Origin of the sequence: Pseudotabrizicola formosa (genome assembly GCF_002900965.1) — a bacterium.
Lineage (GTDB): Bacteria > Pseudomonadota > Alphaproteobacteria > Rhodobacterales > Rhodobacteraceae > Pseudotabrizicola > Pseudotabrizicola formosa.
In genome coordinates this window covers 595,068-609,858 of the sequence record NZ_PJOM01000001.1, presented here as the reverse complement: position 1 = coordinate 609,858, position 14,791 = coordinate 595,068, and the positions used below count along the sequence as shown (strand labels likewise).

Below are 14,791 nucleotides of genomic sequence, written 5' to 3'. Positions count from 1 at the left end.
CCACCGGCCATCGGCCATGATGCGCCCGCTTGGGGAGAATATCATGCGGAAGTTTCTTGTCGTGCTGGACGACAGTCGGGAATGCCTGAACGCGATGCGCTTTGCCGCCTTGCGGGCGTCTCATACCGGGGCGGGGGTAACCATCCTTTCGGTCATCCCGCCAGAAGAATATCAGCACTGGATGGGTGTGGCCGATCTGATGCGCGCAGAAGCGCGCGAGCGGATCGAGGCGCATTTCGAGGTGTTTGCCAAGTGGATGCGTGACAAGCAGGGGGTGAACCCCGATCTGGTGATCCGCGAAGGCGATCCAGTGACCGAGATCCTGAAACTGGTGAATGAAAGCGAAGACATCGGCGTGCTGGTGCTGGGTGCCGGCAGCGACAAATCCGGGCCCGGCCCGCTTGTGACCCAGATGTCAAAGAACGCGGGCGGTTTGCCGATTCCTGTAACCATCGTGCCGGGTGAAATGTCGAAAGAGCGGCTTGAACGCATCACCTGACCCCTGCACTTGGCGCAGAGCGGGGTTGCGCGCTTTGGTCTTTTGCTGCGCCGCAGCAAGGCTTATGTCCATCGCAGGGAGGAGAGCATGAAGGGACTTACGCCATGACCGCTCTCAGATCACCAGAGACCTACTATCCATACGCTGCGCCAGTCACCGCACTGGACCGCGCAGAACGGGCGACGCTGGACTATTGCACAACGACAGTCCGCGAACAGGCGCAGCCAAAGCTGCGCGATCTGTCACCGCTTGACGTGATGTATGCCTATTTCGGATCGGATGAGACCCGCTGAAGCCCGGGTCTGACCGGGTCTTCCGGTTGACTTGTTGGCCATCAGGGCCCATATCCGAGTGGAACCGTCGGAGATACCAATGTTCATCCAGACCGAGTCGACCCCGAACCCCGCCACGCTGAAATTCCTGCCCGGACAGACCGTGCTGGAGCTTGGCACTGCAGATTTTCCAAACGCCGAAGCGGGTCAGAAATCGCCGCTGGCCAAGCGTATCTTTGCGACCGGCAATGTGACCGGCGTGTTTTTCGGCACCGATTTCGTGACGGTGACGAAGTCTGATGACGCCGATTGGCAGCACATCAAGCCCGCCATCCTTGGGGCCATCATGGAGCATTACCAATCGGGTGCTGCGGTCATGGACGGCGAAGCAAAAGCTGCGGGCGGCCATGCCGAACACACCGGCGAGGATGGTGACATCGTGCGCCAGATCAAGGAATTGCTTGACACCCGCGTGCGGCCAGCCGTGGCGCAGGATGGTGGCGATATCACCTTTCACGGCTTTGAGCGCGGTGTGGTCTATCTGCACATGCAAGGGGCCTGCGCGGGGTGCCCGTCTTCGACCCTGACCCTGAAAATGGGGATCGAGAACCTGCTGCGCCATTACATCCCGGAAGTGACCGAGGTGCGTCCGGTTGCCGCCTGAAACCATTCTGGCATTCGACACATCGGCGGCGCATTGCGCCGCCGCTTTGCTTTTGGCCGATGGCCGCTGCCTGATCCGGCGAGAAGAGATGGCCAAGGGTCAGGCCGAACGCCTGCTACCCCTGCTGGAGGAGGTGCTGGCCGAAGCTAACCTCGGCTGGCGTGACCTGAATGCGATCGGTGTCGGTACCGGGCCGGGAAACTTTACCGGGGTGCGCATATCGGTGGCGGCCGCGCGGGGGCTGGCCCTGTCGCTTGGCGTTCCGGCCATTGGAGTGACCCGGCTGGAAGCGCTTGCCCATGGGCTGCCACGCCCTGTCACGGTGGTGGAAGACGCGCGGCGGGACGAGGTGTATGTGCAGCATTTCAGCGTGGGCGGGCCGGAACCGGCGGCCTTGCGAGCGCTTGCAGGCCTGAGCGTGGCAGGACCGGTGACAGGCTCCGCAGCGGGTAACGTTGAAGGGGACGCTGTCGCCCCGGCGATGCCCATGGTCGAAGCCATTGCCCGCATTGCCGCAAGCCGCGCGCAAGATCCGCAGCCGCGCCCGGCACCGTTCTACTTGCGCGGCGCAGATGCGGCCCCACCCAGCGACCCGCCGCCGGTGATCCTCGATGCCTGAGGTGGCAGAGTTGGCGTCGATCCATGCCGCCTGCTTCACCCTGCCCCGCCCTTGGTCTGCCCCCGAGATCCGGTCGCTCTTGGACAGTCCGCATGTCTTTCTGTTGTCCGAATCGGGTGGCTTTCTGCTGGGCCGCGCGGTTGCCGGAGAGGCGGAGCTGCTGACGCTGGCGGTTCTGCCCGCAGCGCAAGGCAGGGGCCTTGGCGGCAGGCTCGTTCAAGGTTTCTTGAACACTGCAAAGGTGCGAACAGCCACAACCGCGTTTCTGGAGGTTGCAGCAGGCAACGCCCCGGCCATCAGGCTCTATGAACGCGCCGGTTTCATTCTGAAGGGGCGCAGAAAAGCCTATTACACAGCGGCAGATGGGAGGCGCGATGATGCGCTTGTTCTGTCACGGGCTCTGTGACGCAGCGTTATGCCTGATGTGGATCGCCTTGAATTTGATCGAAAGATCAAATCTCGCACGACGCCTTTCAAATGGCACTTGACCCTTTGTCACGACACTGACCTAAATTGACGACGACCTCAGGCTTTCGTATCTGCGGACAGCCCAGGGCAAAAAAACGTAAACGTCGCAATGACAACCGGGAGAGTCTCGATGACCATGATGAAACACCTTTTGGGCGCAGCCGGTGCGCTTGCCCTGACGGCCGGCGCAGCCGCTGCGGAACCGGCACTGATTTACGATCTGGGCGGCAAGTTCGACAAGTCCTTCAACGAGGCTGCCTTCAACGGCGCAGAGCGCTGGGCCAAGGAAACCGGCGGGACCTACAAGGAAATCGAGATGCAGAACGAGGCGCAGCGCGAGCAGGCCCTGCGTCGTTTGGCCGAAGCCGGGTCGAACCCGATTGTCACCACCGGTTTTGGCATGTCGGACCCGATTGCCACCGTGTCCAAGGACTTTCCCGACACCAAGTTTGTAACGATCGACGGCTGGGTTGACCCGGCAGAGCATCCAAACGTTCTGACCATCGGCTTTGCCGAGCATGAAGGATCGTATCTGGTCGGCATGATGGCGGCGCTTGCGTCGAAGACTGGAACCGTCAGCTTTGTCGGCGGCATGGACATTCCGCTGATCCGCAACTTTGCCTGTGGCTTTGCACAGGGCGCGGTCGCGGTGAACCCTGACATCAAGTTCATCTCGAACATGACCGGCACCACCCCAGCGGCCTGGAACGATCCGGTCAAGGGGTCGGAACTGGCCAAGGCCCAGAAATCGCAAGGCTCGGACGTGATCTTTGCAGCCGCAGGCGGCACCGGTCTGGGCGTCCTGCAAGCGGCAGCGGACGAAGGCATCCTGTCCATCGGCGTGGACAGCAACCAGAACCACCTGCACCCCGGCTCGGTACTGACCTCGATGCTCAAGCGGGTGGATGTGGCGGTTTACAACTCGATGATGCAAGGCGCAGAGCTGGACACCACCACACAGGCGCTGAACCTTGCGTCAGACGGTGTTGGCTATGCGATGGACGAAAACAACGCCGAACTGGTCACCGCCGAGATGCAGGCCACCGTGGACGCTGCCGCCGAACAGATCAAGTCGGGCGCGCTGGTGGTGCATGACTATCGCACAGACGACACCTGCCCGGCCGCGACGTTCTGATGGTCGCACCGGCTGACATCATGGGGCGGCAGGAAACTGCCGCCCCGTTTGCCATCGAGTTGAAAGGCATTTCCAAAGCCTTTGGCCCGGTGCAGGCAAACAAGGACATCAACATCTCGGTGCCAAAAGGCACGATCCACGGTATCATTGGCGAAAATGGTGCCGGGAAATCGACGTTGATGTCGATCCTTTATGGTTTTTACAAAGCTGACTCCGGTCAGATCCTTGTTGGCGGCACCCTGACCCCGATCCCCGACAGCCAGAGCGCCATCCGCGCCGGCATCGGCATGGTCTTTCAGCATTTCAAATTGGTGCAGAATTTTACGGTCTTGGAAAACATCGTACTTGGGGCAGAGGATGGGGCCCTGCTGAACACGTCGCTGGGCAAGGCGCGGCGCATCCTGCGCGAGCTGGCTCAGGAATACGGGCTTGATGTGGACCCGGACGCCCTGATCGAAGATCTGTCGGTCGGCCATCAGCAGCGGGTCGAAATTCTCAAGGCATTGTACCGCCAGGCCGATATCCTGATCCTGGACGAACCCACCGGGGTTCTGACCCCGGATGAGGCGGACCATCTGTTCCGCATCCTGCGCGGGCTGAAGGATCAGGGCAAGACCATCATCCTGATCACCCACAAACTGCGCGAGATCATGGAGGCCACTGACAACGTCAGCGTCATGCGGCGCGGCACGATGGTCGCCACGGTAAAGACGCGCGAGACCAGCCCCGAGCAGTTGGCCGAGTTGATGGTCGGCCGGAAGGTGCTGCTGGAGGTGGAAAAAGCCCCCGCCGTACCGGGCGAAGTGGTGCTGTCAGTTGAAAACCTGCGCGTTCGAGACGAGCATGGGGTGGACCGGCTGAAAGGCATCAGTCTGGACATTCGGGCCGGTGAAATTCTGGGGATCGCAGGCGTTGCTGGCAACGGTCAGTCCGATCTGCTGGCCGCCTTGGGTGGCATGATCAAGGCCACGGGCCGCATCACGCTGAACGGGGTGGATCTGCCACTGTCCGGGGCCGGTGCCGACGGCCAGAGCCGGCGGGAGGCCGGCATCGCTCATGTGCCCGAAGACCGCCACCACCACGGCCTGATCCTCGATTTCACAGCTTGGGAAAACGTAGCCTTCGGTTATCACAACGATCCGAAGTATCAGAAATCGGCCCTGTTCATGGACAACGACGCGTTGCGCGCCGATACCGAAAAGAAGATGGCCACCTATGACGTCCGTCCACCGATTGCCACGCTGGCGGCCAAGAACTTCTCGGGCGGGAACCAGCAGAAAATCGTCGTGGCGCGCGAGGTGGAACAGAACCCAGACCTGCTGCTGATCGGCCAGCCGACGCGCGGGGTGGACATCGGGGCCATCGAATTCATCCACAAGCAGATCGTCGCCCTGCGCGATGCCGGGAAAGCGATCCTGCTTGTCAGTGTGGAACTGGATGAGATCATGTCGCTGTCCGATCGCATCGCCGTGATGTTTGACGGGCAGATCATGGGACTGCGCGACCCTGCCACCACGGATGAGCGCGAGTTGGGCATGCTGATGGCCGGGATGGACGGAAAAACCGCCGGGGAGGCCGCTTGATGGACCGTTTGCCAAGATGGGCCGATATCACGCTGGTGCCCTTGGTCAGCCTGCTCTTTGCCGCAGCCATATCGGCACTGGTGTTGCTGGTGATCGGACAAAGCCCGGTCGAGGCGTTCAAGGTCATGGTCGATGGCGCGCTCGGCTCACCCTATGGCTGGGGCTATACCTTGTATTATGCAACCAGCTTCATCTTTACCGGACTGGCGGTGACCGTGGCCTTTCACGCCGGATTGTTCAACATCGGCGGCGAGGGGCAGGCCCAACTGGGTGGCCTTGGTGTCGCACTGGTCTGTCTGTCGCTGCCCTGGCCGCATTGGACGGTGGCGCTGATCGCGGCCACCATGGGGGCGGCGTTGTTTGGCGCGGCCTGGGCGGCAATTCCGGCCTATCTGCAGGCCAAGCGCGGCAGCCATATCGTGATCACCACCATCATGTTCAACTATATCGCGGCGGCGCTGCTGGTCTATGTGCTGGTGGATGTGCTGCGCCCCACCGGGCAGATGGACCCGGCCTCGGCCCGCTTTCCGGCGGGCGCGCAACTGCCGGCATTGAATGATATTCCCGGATTCAACCTGATTTTCCAACGGCCTGTGCCGGCGAATGTGACTCTGCTGATCGCGCTTGCCATGGCGGTGGTGGTCTGGGCGCTGTTGTGGCGCACCCGGCTTGGCTATCAGATTCGTGCCTTTGGAAAATCCGAGGCAGCGGCGAAATACGCCGGTATCAACCCGGTGCGCATCACCATCATCGCCATGCTGATCTCGGGCGGTCTGGCCGGAATGATGAGCATCAACAACGTGATGGGTGAGGCCGAGCGGCTGTTGCAGAATTCCTCCGAAGGGGCCGGGTTCATCGGCATCGCGGTGGCGCTGATGGGGCGCAATCACCCGTTTGGGGTGGTTCTGGCGGCGCTGCTGTTCGGCTTTCTGTATCAGGGCGGCGCCGAACTTGGGTTGTGGACCAATATCCCGATCGAAATGCGCATCGTGGTGCAGGGTCTGGTGATCCTGTTCACCGGTGCACTGGACATGATGGTGCGGATGATGCTGGAACGCGTGTTCCGCCTGTTCCGCACGACGAAAGCACTGAGGGCCGCCTGATGGATTACGCGACCCTCCTGCAGGTGCTCGACACCACGCTCCGGCTGGCCACGCCATTGTTGCTGGCCTGCCTTGCGGGCCTGTATTCCGAACGTGCGGGCATCTTCGACATCGGGCTGGAAGGCAAGATGCTGGCCGCCGCGATGTCGGCGGGCGCGGTCGCCGCGCTGACCGGATCGGCCTGGGCCGGGCTTCTGGCCGGAATCGGCGCGTCGATGCTGTTTGCGCTGCTCCATGGCATCGCGGCGATCACCTTCCGCGGCAATCAGCTGATCTCGGGTGTCGCGCTCAACTTTCTGGCCTCGGGCCTGACGGTCCTGATCGCGCAAGCCCTGTTCCAGCAAGGTGGCCGCACGCCGCCGCTCTCCGGCCCCGCCCGGTTCAACGCGATCACCCTGCCGGGGGCCGAAGCGCTGCGCGATGTGCCGGTGGTCGGGCCCTTGTATTACGAGGTGATCTCGGGACACTCGATCCTTGTTTACATGGCCTTTCTGATCGTGCCCCTGACCTGGTGGATCCTGTTCCGCACCCGCTTTGGACTGCGGCTGCGCGCCGTGGGCGAGAACCCGGCGGCGGTGGACACCGCAGGCATATCGGTCGTCGGGCTGCGCTTTGCTGCGGTTGGCATCACGGGCATCCTCTGCGGGATCGCAGGGGCCTATATGGCAACCGCGCTTCAGGCAGGCTTTGGTCGCGAGATGACCGCCGGACGCGGCTATATCGCGCTTGCTGCGCTGATCTTCGCCAAATGGCGGCCGGTGGCGGCGATGTGGGCCTGCCTGCTGTTCGGCTTCTTCCAGGCCCTTGCCCTGCGGCCCGATGTCGTGCAGGCGGTGGTCCAGGTCAGGGTTCCGGTACCGCTGCTGGATGCCCTGCCCTACATGCTGACCGTATTGGTCCTGGCAGGTTTTGTTGGCAAAGCGATCCCCCCACGCGCCGGGGGGCAACCCTATGTCAAGGAACGCTGAGCAGCGCGACTGAAACTAACCCCCCGGGGGGGGTCACACCCCTGGGGCATCAGCAAGCAGGAAGGCAAGGCGAATGAGTACCAGATCCGAAGTCACAGCCCTGATCCGTGAGCGTGCGGGCGATGCGCCGGTGCGGCTTGGTCTGATCCTCGGCTCCGGGCTTGGCCACCTCGCGCATGCTGTGGATGGCGTGACCATCCCCTATGCGGATCTCCCCGGTTTCCCGCATGCCGCCGTATCGGGCCACAACCCGAACCTGCATATCGGCACGCTGGAAGGCGTACGGGTGGCGGTGTTCGGTGCGCGCGAGCATTACTACGAAAAAGGCAATCCAGCGGCGATGCGGCTGGCGCTGGAGGTGCTTCGCGATCTGGGTGCAGACAGCCTGATCCTGACCAATGCCGCAGGCTCGATGCGCCCTGATATTCCACCCGGTGATCTGATGCTGTTGTCAGATCACATCAACTACAACGGGCTAAATCCGCTGATCGGCGAAGCGACGGATGCCCGTTTCGTACCGATGACCACAGCGCATGACCCGGATCTGCGCGCGGCGCTGCGGTCCAGTGCACTGGCCGAAGGGATCGACATCAAGGATGGGGTCTATGCCTGGTATTCCGGCCCGTCCTTTGAAACCCCGGCTGAAATCCGGATGCTCAAGATCCTCGGGGCCGATGCGGTTGGCATGTCCACCGTGCCAGAGGTCATCTTGGCTCGTTTTCTTGGTCTGCATTGTGCCGCAATCTCCACCATCACCAATATGGCGGCCGGGATGTCGGACGAGCAGATCAGCCATGAGCACACCAAAGCCATGGCCCCGTTGGGTGCGGCAAAACTGGAACGCATCCTGCGGCATTTCCTGACCACACTCCGATGAGGCGGATCGGCGTTTGACTTCGCGGCCAAAGGCGCGCAAGCCTTTGGACTGACCGTCCTTTCCCCTGCCGGGGCCTGACATGCAGATCTTTCTTCCCATTGCCGATCTTTCGGTCAACCTGTTTGTGCTTCTGGGCATTGGCAGCGTCGTGGGCTTTTTGTCCGGCCTGTTCGGCGTGGGGGGCGGCTTCCTGATCACGCCCTTGTTGTTCTTCATCGGCATCCCGCCGGCCATCGCGGTGGCGACAGGGGCCAATCAGGTGGTGGCGTCCTCGGTGTCGGGCGTTCTGGCGCAGGTCAAGCGCAAGGCGGTGGACTTTCCGATGGGATTTGTGCTGCTGGCGGGCGGGCTTTTCGGATCGGCACTGGGTGTCTGGGTCTTTTCGCGCCTGACGGCCGCCGGTCAGGTCGATCTGTTTGTGCAGCTTTCCTATGTGCTGTTTCTGGGGCTGATCGGTCTGACCATGTTCTGGGAATCGGTGGTCGCATTGCGACGCGCAAACCGCCCCGGCGCACCAATCCGTCGGGCGCATACTCACAACTGGATTCATGGCCTGCCGTTCAAGATGAAATTCCGGGCCTCTGGCCTGTACATTTCGGTGCTGCCGCCCTTGGCCGTCGGGGCGCTGGTAGGCTTTCTGGCCGCGATCATGGGGGTGGGCGGCGGGTTCATCATGGTGCCGGCCATGATCTATCTGCTGGGGATGCCGACCAAGGTCGTGATCGGCACGTCGCTGTTCCAGATCATATTCGTCACCGCCTTTACCACCGTCATGCATGCCGTCACCGCCAACACGGTGGATATGATGCTGGCGGTGCTGCTTATTCTTGGCGGTGTCATCGGGGCGCAGGTGGGCGCACAGGTCAGCGGACGGTTGAAGGCAGAGCAACTGCGTATTCTGTTGTCGCTGTTGGTGTTGGGCGTGGCCGTCAAGATTGCCGCAGATCTGCTGCTTCGCCCCTCCGAGCTTTACACCATCACACCGGGGTTGCTGCCATGATCCGCGCCGCACTGCTCTGGCTGCTGACAAGCCTGCCCGCCTTCGCCGCAAGCGAAGATATCGTCGCGGGGCTCAGCCAGAACCGCGTGTCGATCACAGCGGATTTTGACGGGTCCGAGATCCTTATCTACGGTGCTGTAAAGCGGACGGCTCCGGTGCCCGAAGGTGCCTTGCATGTCATCATCACGGTGGAAGGCCCGTCGCGTCCGCTGACCGTGCGCAAGAAAGAGCGCGCGGCGGGCATCTGGATCAACCGCGAGGCGGTGCAGATCGCCAGTGCCCCGTCTTTTTATGCGATTTCGACCACCGGCCATCTGCGCGACATCCTGACAGAGACCGAAAATCTGCGCCATCAGATCACCATTCCACGGGCGATCCGCGCGGTGGGCATTTCGCAACAGGCACAGAATGCACCAGAGTTTCTGGAAGCGCTGATCCGCGTGCGCGAGGCGGAAGATCGGTACCGGCTGCGCGAACGGTCGGTGCAGTTCACCGAAGCCACGCTGTTCCGCACGGACGTGGTCTTGCCTGCCAACCTGACCGAAGGTCTGTACCGCGTCCGCATCTTCCTGACCCGTGACGGGCAGGTCGTGGACAGGATCGAGCGGCAGATCAATGTCCGCAAAGAGGGGCTGGAGCGGTTTTTGTTCAACATGTCACGCGATCAGCCGTTGATCTATGGTCTGCTGTCGCTGTTGATTGCTGTCGTTGCGGGCTATGCGGCCTCTGCCGCGTTCCGGTTCATCAAGCGCTAGGCAGCCCCTTTTCCGGCGTGCCGTCTGGCGGTTGCGGGATCAGGAAATGGCCGGTTCCTTGCGCAAACAGCCGGGCGCGATTGTCCTGCCACGCCTCGACATGCACGCTGGCATAGCGCCGGCCGGACCGGTTGATCCGCGCCCGCGCATAGGCATCGCGTGGCAGGCCAGAGCGCAGATAGTCGACCGTGAAATCAATCGTCTTTGGCAGCCGGACCGGGGCCATATCGGCGGTAGGGTCAATGCGCCCGGCCTCCATCTCTTCCCACAGACCACCCCAGGCCAGTTCGATGATCGCCGCCACTTCCAGAAAGGCGGCCGTCACCCCGCCATGCAGGGCGGGCAGCGCCGGGTTGCCGATCAGCTTTTCGTCAAAGGGCAGGATGGCGGTCAGCTCATCGCCGCGCCGATCGAACTGAATGCCAAGATAGGCGATATAGGGCACGCCAGACAGCAGACCGCGCAGGGCCGCGTCCCGGCGCTGCTTGATCACCTGAACCGGCTCGGGGCGCTGCACTGTCATCGCGCATTTCCCCCCTTTGGCCGGTCCAGCGTAAAGGCCCCGGTGGCCGCCGCAACGGGCCTCGCGTCATCGTCATCGCTGGCAGTCACCCGTACAAAGGCCACCGAGCGGGTGACATGATAGCACTCTGCCCGCGCCGTGATCGCCTGCCCCGGTGTGGCTGCGCGGAAATAGTCGATCCGCAGATCCAGCGTCGCGGTCGAGACGGGTGCCGTGGGGTGACACATCACCGCTGCCCCGGAGGCGGTGTCCATAAGCGCCGATACCGCGCCGCCATGCAGGACACCAGTCGCCGGATCGCCGACAAAGCGCGGATCATAGGGCATGGAAATGACAGCCTTGCCATCGCCAAGGCTTTCAAATTCCATTCCCAAAGCCCGGGCATGGGGAATGGCCTCAATGAATTGGCGGGCGATCTGGATGATGTCGGTCATGCAGGCTCCTTTTGCGGGCCATAATCCTCGCTTCACGCGGCACTGCAAGCCGCTTATTCGCTGTTGCCGACATTGCGCGCAGGTTCAACCGCGCATAGTCTTGACAGACGGAGGACCGCAATGACCGACACCAGCCGGCTCAGTTTCAAAGACATGTGTGCACGGTTTGACGTTACTCCACGCACGCTGCGCTATTACGAGTATATCGAACTGCTCGCGCCAGAGAAGGAAGGGCGGGCGCGGTTCTACGGTCCGCGCGAATTGGCGCGGATGACCTTGATCCTGCGCGGGCGGCGGTTTGGCTTCAGTCTGGAAGAAATCCGCCAATGGCTGCTGATGTACAGCAAGCAAGGCACCCGCCCGCAGTATGAGACCTTTTTGGGTCTGGCAGATCGTCAGCTGGCCGAACTGGAACGCCAAAAGGCGGAACTGGACGCCACGATCGACGATCTGCGCGCCCTGCGTGCCACCACTGTAGAGGATCTGTCGGCGCTTGACTGACATCACGTCAGTCTGATTTCTGACGTGACGTTACATTTACGTTAACGTCAAGCAATCTAGTATGCTCCCTCGAAAGCACACATCTGCAGATCAGATGTTTTGTGTTCGAAAGTGCATGCAGATGACAAGTGACCTGATGACCATCCGACAGATGTGTGACGCCTTTGATGTCACGCCCCGCACCTTGCGCTTCTATGAGGCGAAGGAACTGCTGTTCCCGCAGCGCGACGGCACGCGCCGGATGTTCACCCGCCGCGACCGTGCCCGGCTCACGCTGATCCTGCGCGGCAAGCGGTTTGGCTTCAGTCTGGAAGACATCCGCCAGATTCTGGACCTGTATGATCGTGACGGGTCCAACCATGCCCAGACCATACGCACCTATGAACTGGCACAAGCGCGCTTGGCGCAGATGGAGGCGCAGCGCGCCGAACTGGATGTGGCCATTGCCGAGTTGAAGGCCGAACTCGATGCGGGCGGCGCGATGATCGCCGGCCTGCGTCGCGCGGCTGAATAAAGCCGCTGACGAAAACGAAGACTGTTTCAGGGAGAGAGCACCGATGCCAACCTACACCGCCCCCGTCAAGGATATGCAATTCCTGCTGCACAATGTCCTGAAGGTCACAGGGTCCGACACCCCCGGCTACAGCGATCTGGACGAAGGCTTCACCGCTGCTGTGCTGGAAGAGGCGGGAAAAGTCGCCTCTGACGTGCTGGCCCCGCTGAACGCAGTCGGCGACCGTGAAGGCTGTGTGTTGGAAAATGGTGTTGTGCGCACACCCAAAGGATTTGATGCCGCGTTCAAGGCGATGAAAGACGGCGGCTGGACCGCGCTCGATTGCGACCCCGAATATGGCGGTCAGGGCCTGCCTTATCTGATGGGCTCCGCAGTGGGTGAGATTTTCGTCTCGGCCAATATGGCGTTCAACATGTATCAGGGCCTGACCCACGGGGCCTATTCTGCGATCCACACCCATGGGACCGAAGACCAGAAGGCAACCTATCTGCCAAAGCTGGTGTCCTGCGACTGGACCGGCACCATGAACCTGACCGAACCACATTGCGGCACCGATCTGGGCCTGATGCGCACCAAGGCAGAGCCGCAGGAGGATGGCAGCTATCTGATCACCGGCCAGAAGATCTTCATCTCGGCCGGCGAGCATGATCTGGCCGAAAACATCATCCACCTGGTGCTGGCGAAGGCCCCCGGCGGGGGTGAAGGCAGCAAGGGCATTTCGCTGTTCATCGTGCCGAAGGTTCTGGTGAACGAAGACGGCAGCCTTGGGGCGCGCAATTCCCTGTCCTGCGGCAAGATCGAAGAAAAGATGGGCATTCACGGCAACGCCACTTGCGTCATGAACTATGACGGGGCCCGCGGCTGGCTGCTGGGTGACCTGCACAAGGGCATGCGTGCCATGTTCACCATGATGAACGAGGCGCGTCTGGGTGTGGGTCTGCAGGGCTATGCCCAGGCCGAAGCCGCCTATCAGAATGCCTTGGCCTATGCGAAAGACCGTCTTCAGGGCCGCGCCGTCACGGGGGCGGAAAATCCGTCCGGTCCCGCTGATCCGCTGATCGTGCATCCGGATATCCGTCGCAACCTGATGGAGCAGAAGAGCTTTGTCGAAGGCGCCCGCGCCCTGACCTTCTGGGCCGCACATCTGATTGACCGCTCGGTGCGGCAAGGGGATGCTGCCGCCGAAGGGCTGGTCAGCCTGATGATCCCGGTGATCAAGGGGTTCCAGACCGACAAGGGGTTCGACATGGCGGTGCAGGCCCAGCAGGTGTTCGGCGGGCATGGCTATATCGAGGAATGGGGCATGAGCCAGTTTGCCCGCGATGCCCGGATCGCCATGATCTACGAAGGAGCCAATGGCGTGCAGGCGCTGGATCTGGTGGGCCGCAAACTGGCGCAGGACGGCGGCAAGCATGTCATGGCATTCTTCGAGATGGTGAAGGCAGAGTGCAAGGCGCATGACGGCGACGACAGGATGACGGGCTTTGCCGAACCGCTGAAGGTCGCCTCCAAGCAGTTGCAGCAAGCTGGCATGTTCTTCATGCAAAGTGGCATGAAAAACCCGAATGCGGCGCTGTCCGGCTCGTATGATTTCATGCACCTCATGGGCCATGTCTGCCTGGGGCTGATGTGGACCCGGATGGCAAAAGCAGCCTATGAGGCGCTGGATGCCGGTCATGCCGACCGTGATTATCTCGAGGCCAAGATCGCCACCGGGCGCTTTTATATGGCCCGCCAGTTGCCCGCCTGCGCCATGCATCTGGCGCGCATCGAAAGCGGGGCAGAGACTGTCATGGCCTTGCCCGCCGAGGCCTTCTAAACTGCGCGAAACACACCTGCAGTTTGGCGGGGAGAGCACGGTTTTCATCCGAAACCCTCTCCCCGCCCCAAGCCGGAGATACCTGATGCCCAAACGCTTTCGCCTGACCCGACGCTTTCCTGTCGCCATGACCGAAGAAGGATATCGCCGGCTGAAACGGTTTGCGTCCGAGGCCGGTCTGGAAGAAGGCGAGGCACTGTCCTTCCTGTTCGAACATTTTGACAGCGTGACGCACAAGGAAAACCTGACCCACAGGCTGCGGCTGTTCACTTCGGAGCTCGAGGACCGAAAGCACTGAACCGGGCTGGATGAGCCAGCCTTTTGCAAGATTTCACCGAAGCCTGAGCGTTCACCCCCGATGAAAATGGCAGGTCTGGGAGGGCCAATGATGATGGAAGAACCGACCACGGGCGAAATGGAACTCTATTGCTTTGGCGAAAGCGGCAATGCCTATAAATGCGCTTTGGCGCTTGCGCTGACACAGACGCCCTGGAAGCCGCGCTTTGTGGATTTTTTCAATGGCGAAACCCGGACCGAGGCCTTTCGCGAGGTGAACGAGATGGGTGAAGTGCCGGTGCTGGTTGACGGGCAGAATGTGCTGAGCCAGTCGGGTGCCATCTTGCTGCACATCGTATCAAAAACCCGGCAACTGACCGGCAGCACACCTTCGGCCCGCAATGAGGTGCTGCGCTGGATTTTGTGGGACAATCACAAACTGTCCACCCAGATCGGCACGGTGCGGTTCTTGATGAACTTTGTTCCGGCCGAGAAACGGCCAGAGGGCGTGGTGCCCTTCCTGCAGGGCCGGCTCAAGGCCGCTTACGGCGTTCTGAACGCGCATCTTGCACAGCGCGACTGGATGGTGGGGGACAGTGTGACCATCGCCGACCTGTCCTGCTGCGGCTATCTCTTTTACCCCGAACCCTTTGGCTTTGACCGCAAGGACTGGCCCCATATCGACGCCTGGCTGACCCGCATCGCGGCACTGCCCGGCTGGAAACATCCCTATGAATTGATGCCCGGCAACCCGTCGGATCGGGCATAAGGAGAGGACACC

Annotated in this window: 19 protein-coding genes; 17 read left to right on the top strand and 2 right to left on the bottom strand. The window is 61.7% G+C overall.

Annotated features, from left to right (window positions below; genetic code table 11):
• The first annotated feature begins 43 nt into the window (after positions 1–43).
• The 12 genes from CXR43_RS03100 (at position 44) to CXR43_RS03045 (ending at position 9,943) form a co-directional block, all read left to right on the top strand.
• Entirely contained in the window at positions 44–499 is a 456-nt protein-coding gene (locus CXR43_RS03100; RefSeq protein WP_103332796.1) for a universal stress protein, read from the top strand.
• Between the two features lie 104 nt (positions 500–603).
• The gene (locus CXR43_RS03095) at positions 604–792 is read left to right on the top strand and encodes a hypothetical protein (RefSeq protein ID WP_103332548.1); all 189 of its coding nucleotides are present in this window, start codon (positions 604–606) and stop codon (positions 790–792) included.
• A gap of 79 nt (positions 793–871) precedes the next feature.
• Positions 872–1,435, top strand: a complete 564-nt coding sequence (locus tag CXR43_RS03090) for a NifU family protein (protein WP_103332547.1) — start codon at positions 872–874, stop codon at positions 1,433–1,435.
• Positions 1,425–2,054 carry a tRNA (adenosine(37)-N6)-threonylcarbamoyltransferase complex dimerization subunit type 1 TsaB gene (tsaB, locus tag CXR43_RS03085; RefSeq protein ID WP_103332546.1) on the top strand — a complete coding sequence of 210 codons (630 nt, stop codon included), beginning with the start codon at positions 1,425–1,427 and terminating at the stop codon, positions 2,052–2,054. Before CXR43_RS03090 ends, tsaB begins: the two co-directional genes overlap by 11 nt.
• Positions 2,047–2,460 carry a GNAT family N-acetyltransferase gene (locus CXR43_RS03080; protein WP_103332545.1) on the top strand — a complete coding sequence of 138 codons (414 nt, stop codon included), beginning with the start codon at positions 2,047–2,049 and terminating at the stop codon, positions 2,458–2,460. The genes tsaB and CXR43_RS03080 overlap by 8 nt, the downstream gene beginning before the upstream one ends.
• A gap of 192 nt (positions 2,461–2,652) precedes the next feature.
• Complete coding sequence (locus tag CXR43_RS03075; protein WP_103332544.1) at positions 2,653–3,657, top strand: BMP family lipoprotein; 1,005 nt, start codon at positions 2,653–2,655, stop codon at positions 3,655–3,657.
• Positions 3,657–5,240 carry an ABC transporter ATP-binding protein gene (locus CXR43_RS03070; protein WP_246831259.1) on the top strand — a complete coding sequence of 528 codons (1,584 nt, stop codon included), beginning with the start codon at positions 3,657–3,659 and terminating at the stop codon, positions 5,238–5,240. The genes CXR43_RS03075 and CXR43_RS03070 overlap by 1 nt, the downstream gene beginning before the upstream one ends.
• Positions 5,240–6,343, top strand: a complete 1,104-nt coding sequence (locus CXR43_RS03065; RefSeq protein WP_103332543.1) for an ABC transporter permease — start codon at positions 5,240–5,242, stop codon at positions 6,341–6,343. The genes CXR43_RS03070 and CXR43_RS03065 overlap by 1 nt, the downstream gene beginning before the upstream one ends.
• Positions 6,343–7,311, top strand: a complete 969-nt coding sequence (locus tag CXR43_RS03060) for an ABC transporter permease (RefSeq protein ID WP_103332542.1) — start codon at positions 6,343–6,345, stop codon at positions 7,309–7,311. The genes CXR43_RS03065 and CXR43_RS03060 overlap by 1 nt, the downstream gene beginning before the upstream one ends.
• Before the next feature lie 73 nt (positions 7,312–7,384).
• The gene (locus tag CXR43_RS03055; RefSeq protein ID WP_103332541.1) at positions 7,385–8,188 is read left to right on the top strand and encodes a purine-nucleoside phosphorylase; all 804 of its coding nucleotides are present in this window, start codon (positions 7,385–7,387) and stop codon (positions 8,186–8,188) included.
• 79 nt (positions 8,189–8,267) lie between these two features.
• Positions 8,268–9,188: a sulfite exporter TauE/SafE family protein gene (locus tag CXR43_RS03050; protein WP_103332540.1), complete on the top strand. Its 921-nt coding sequence runs from the start codon at positions 8,268–8,270 to the stop codon at positions 9,186–9,188.
• Positions 9,185–9,943, top strand: a complete 759-nt coding sequence (locus CXR43_RS03045; protein ID WP_103332539.1) for a TIGR02186 family protein — start codon at positions 9,185–9,187, stop codon at positions 9,941–9,943. The genes CXR43_RS03050 and CXR43_RS03045 overlap by 4 nt, the downstream gene beginning before the upstream one ends.
• Here CXR43_RS03045 and CXR43_RS03040 read toward each other — a convergent pair.
• Both CXR43_RS03040 and CXR43_RS03035 read right to left on the bottom strand, forming a co-directional pair.
• The gene (locus CXR43_RS03040) at positions 9,933–10,466 is read right to left on the bottom strand and encodes a PaaI family thioesterase (protein WP_103332538.1); all 534 of its coding nucleotides are present in this window, start codon (positions 10,464–10,466) and stop codon (positions 9,933–9,935) included. The genes CXR43_RS03045 and CXR43_RS03040 overlap by 11 nt on opposite strands.
• A complete protein-coding gene (locus CXR43_RS03035; protein WP_103332537.1) occupies positions 10,463–10,900 on the bottom strand; it encodes a PaaI family thioesterase in 438 nt (145 codons plus the stop codon). The genes CXR43_RS03040 and CXR43_RS03035 overlap by 4 nt, the downstream gene beginning before the upstream one ends.
• Positions 10,901–11,020: 120 nt before the next feature.
• Between CXR43_RS03035 and CXR43_RS03030 the strand changes: the two genes are divergently transcribed.
• The 5 genes from CXR43_RS03030 to CXR43_RS03010 all read left to right on the top strand — a co-directional run bounded on the left by CXR43_RS03030 (position 11,021) and on the right by CXR43_RS03010 (position 14,779).
• The gene (locus CXR43_RS03030) at positions 11,021–11,401 is read left to right on the top strand and encodes a MerR family transcriptional regulator (RefSeq protein ID WP_103332536.1); all 381 of its coding nucleotides are present in this window, start codon (positions 11,021–11,023) and stop codon (positions 11,399–11,401) included.
• A gap of 121 nt (positions 11,402–11,522) precedes the next feature.
• The gene (locus CXR43_RS03025; RefSeq protein ID WP_103332794.1) at positions 11,523–11,915 is read left to right on the top strand and encodes a MerR family transcriptional regulator; all 393 of its coding nucleotides are present in this window, start codon (positions 11,523–11,525) and stop codon (positions 11,913–11,915) included.
• A 43-nt stretch (positions 11,916–11,958) separates the two neighbouring features.
• Positions 11,959–13,734: an acyl-CoA dehydrogenase C-terminal domain-containing protein gene (locus tag CXR43_RS03020; protein ID WP_103332535.1), complete on the top strand. Its 1,776-nt coding sequence runs from the start codon at positions 11,959–11,961 to the stop codon at positions 13,732–13,734.
• A gap of 85 nt (positions 13,735–13,819) precedes the next feature.
• A complete protein-coding gene (locus CXR43_RS03015; protein WP_103332534.1) occupies positions 13,820–14,032 on the top strand; it encodes a hypothetical protein in 213 nt (70 codons plus the stop codon).
• Between the two features lie 87 nt (positions 14,033–14,119).
• Positions 14,120–14,779 carry a glutathione S-transferase family protein gene (locus tag CXR43_RS03010; RefSeq protein WP_246831258.1) on the top strand — a complete coding sequence of 220 codons (660 nt, stop codon included), beginning with the start codon at positions 14,120–14,122 and terminating at the stop codon, positions 14,777–14,779.
• The last annotated feature ends 12 nt before the right edge of the window (positions 14,780–14,791 follow it).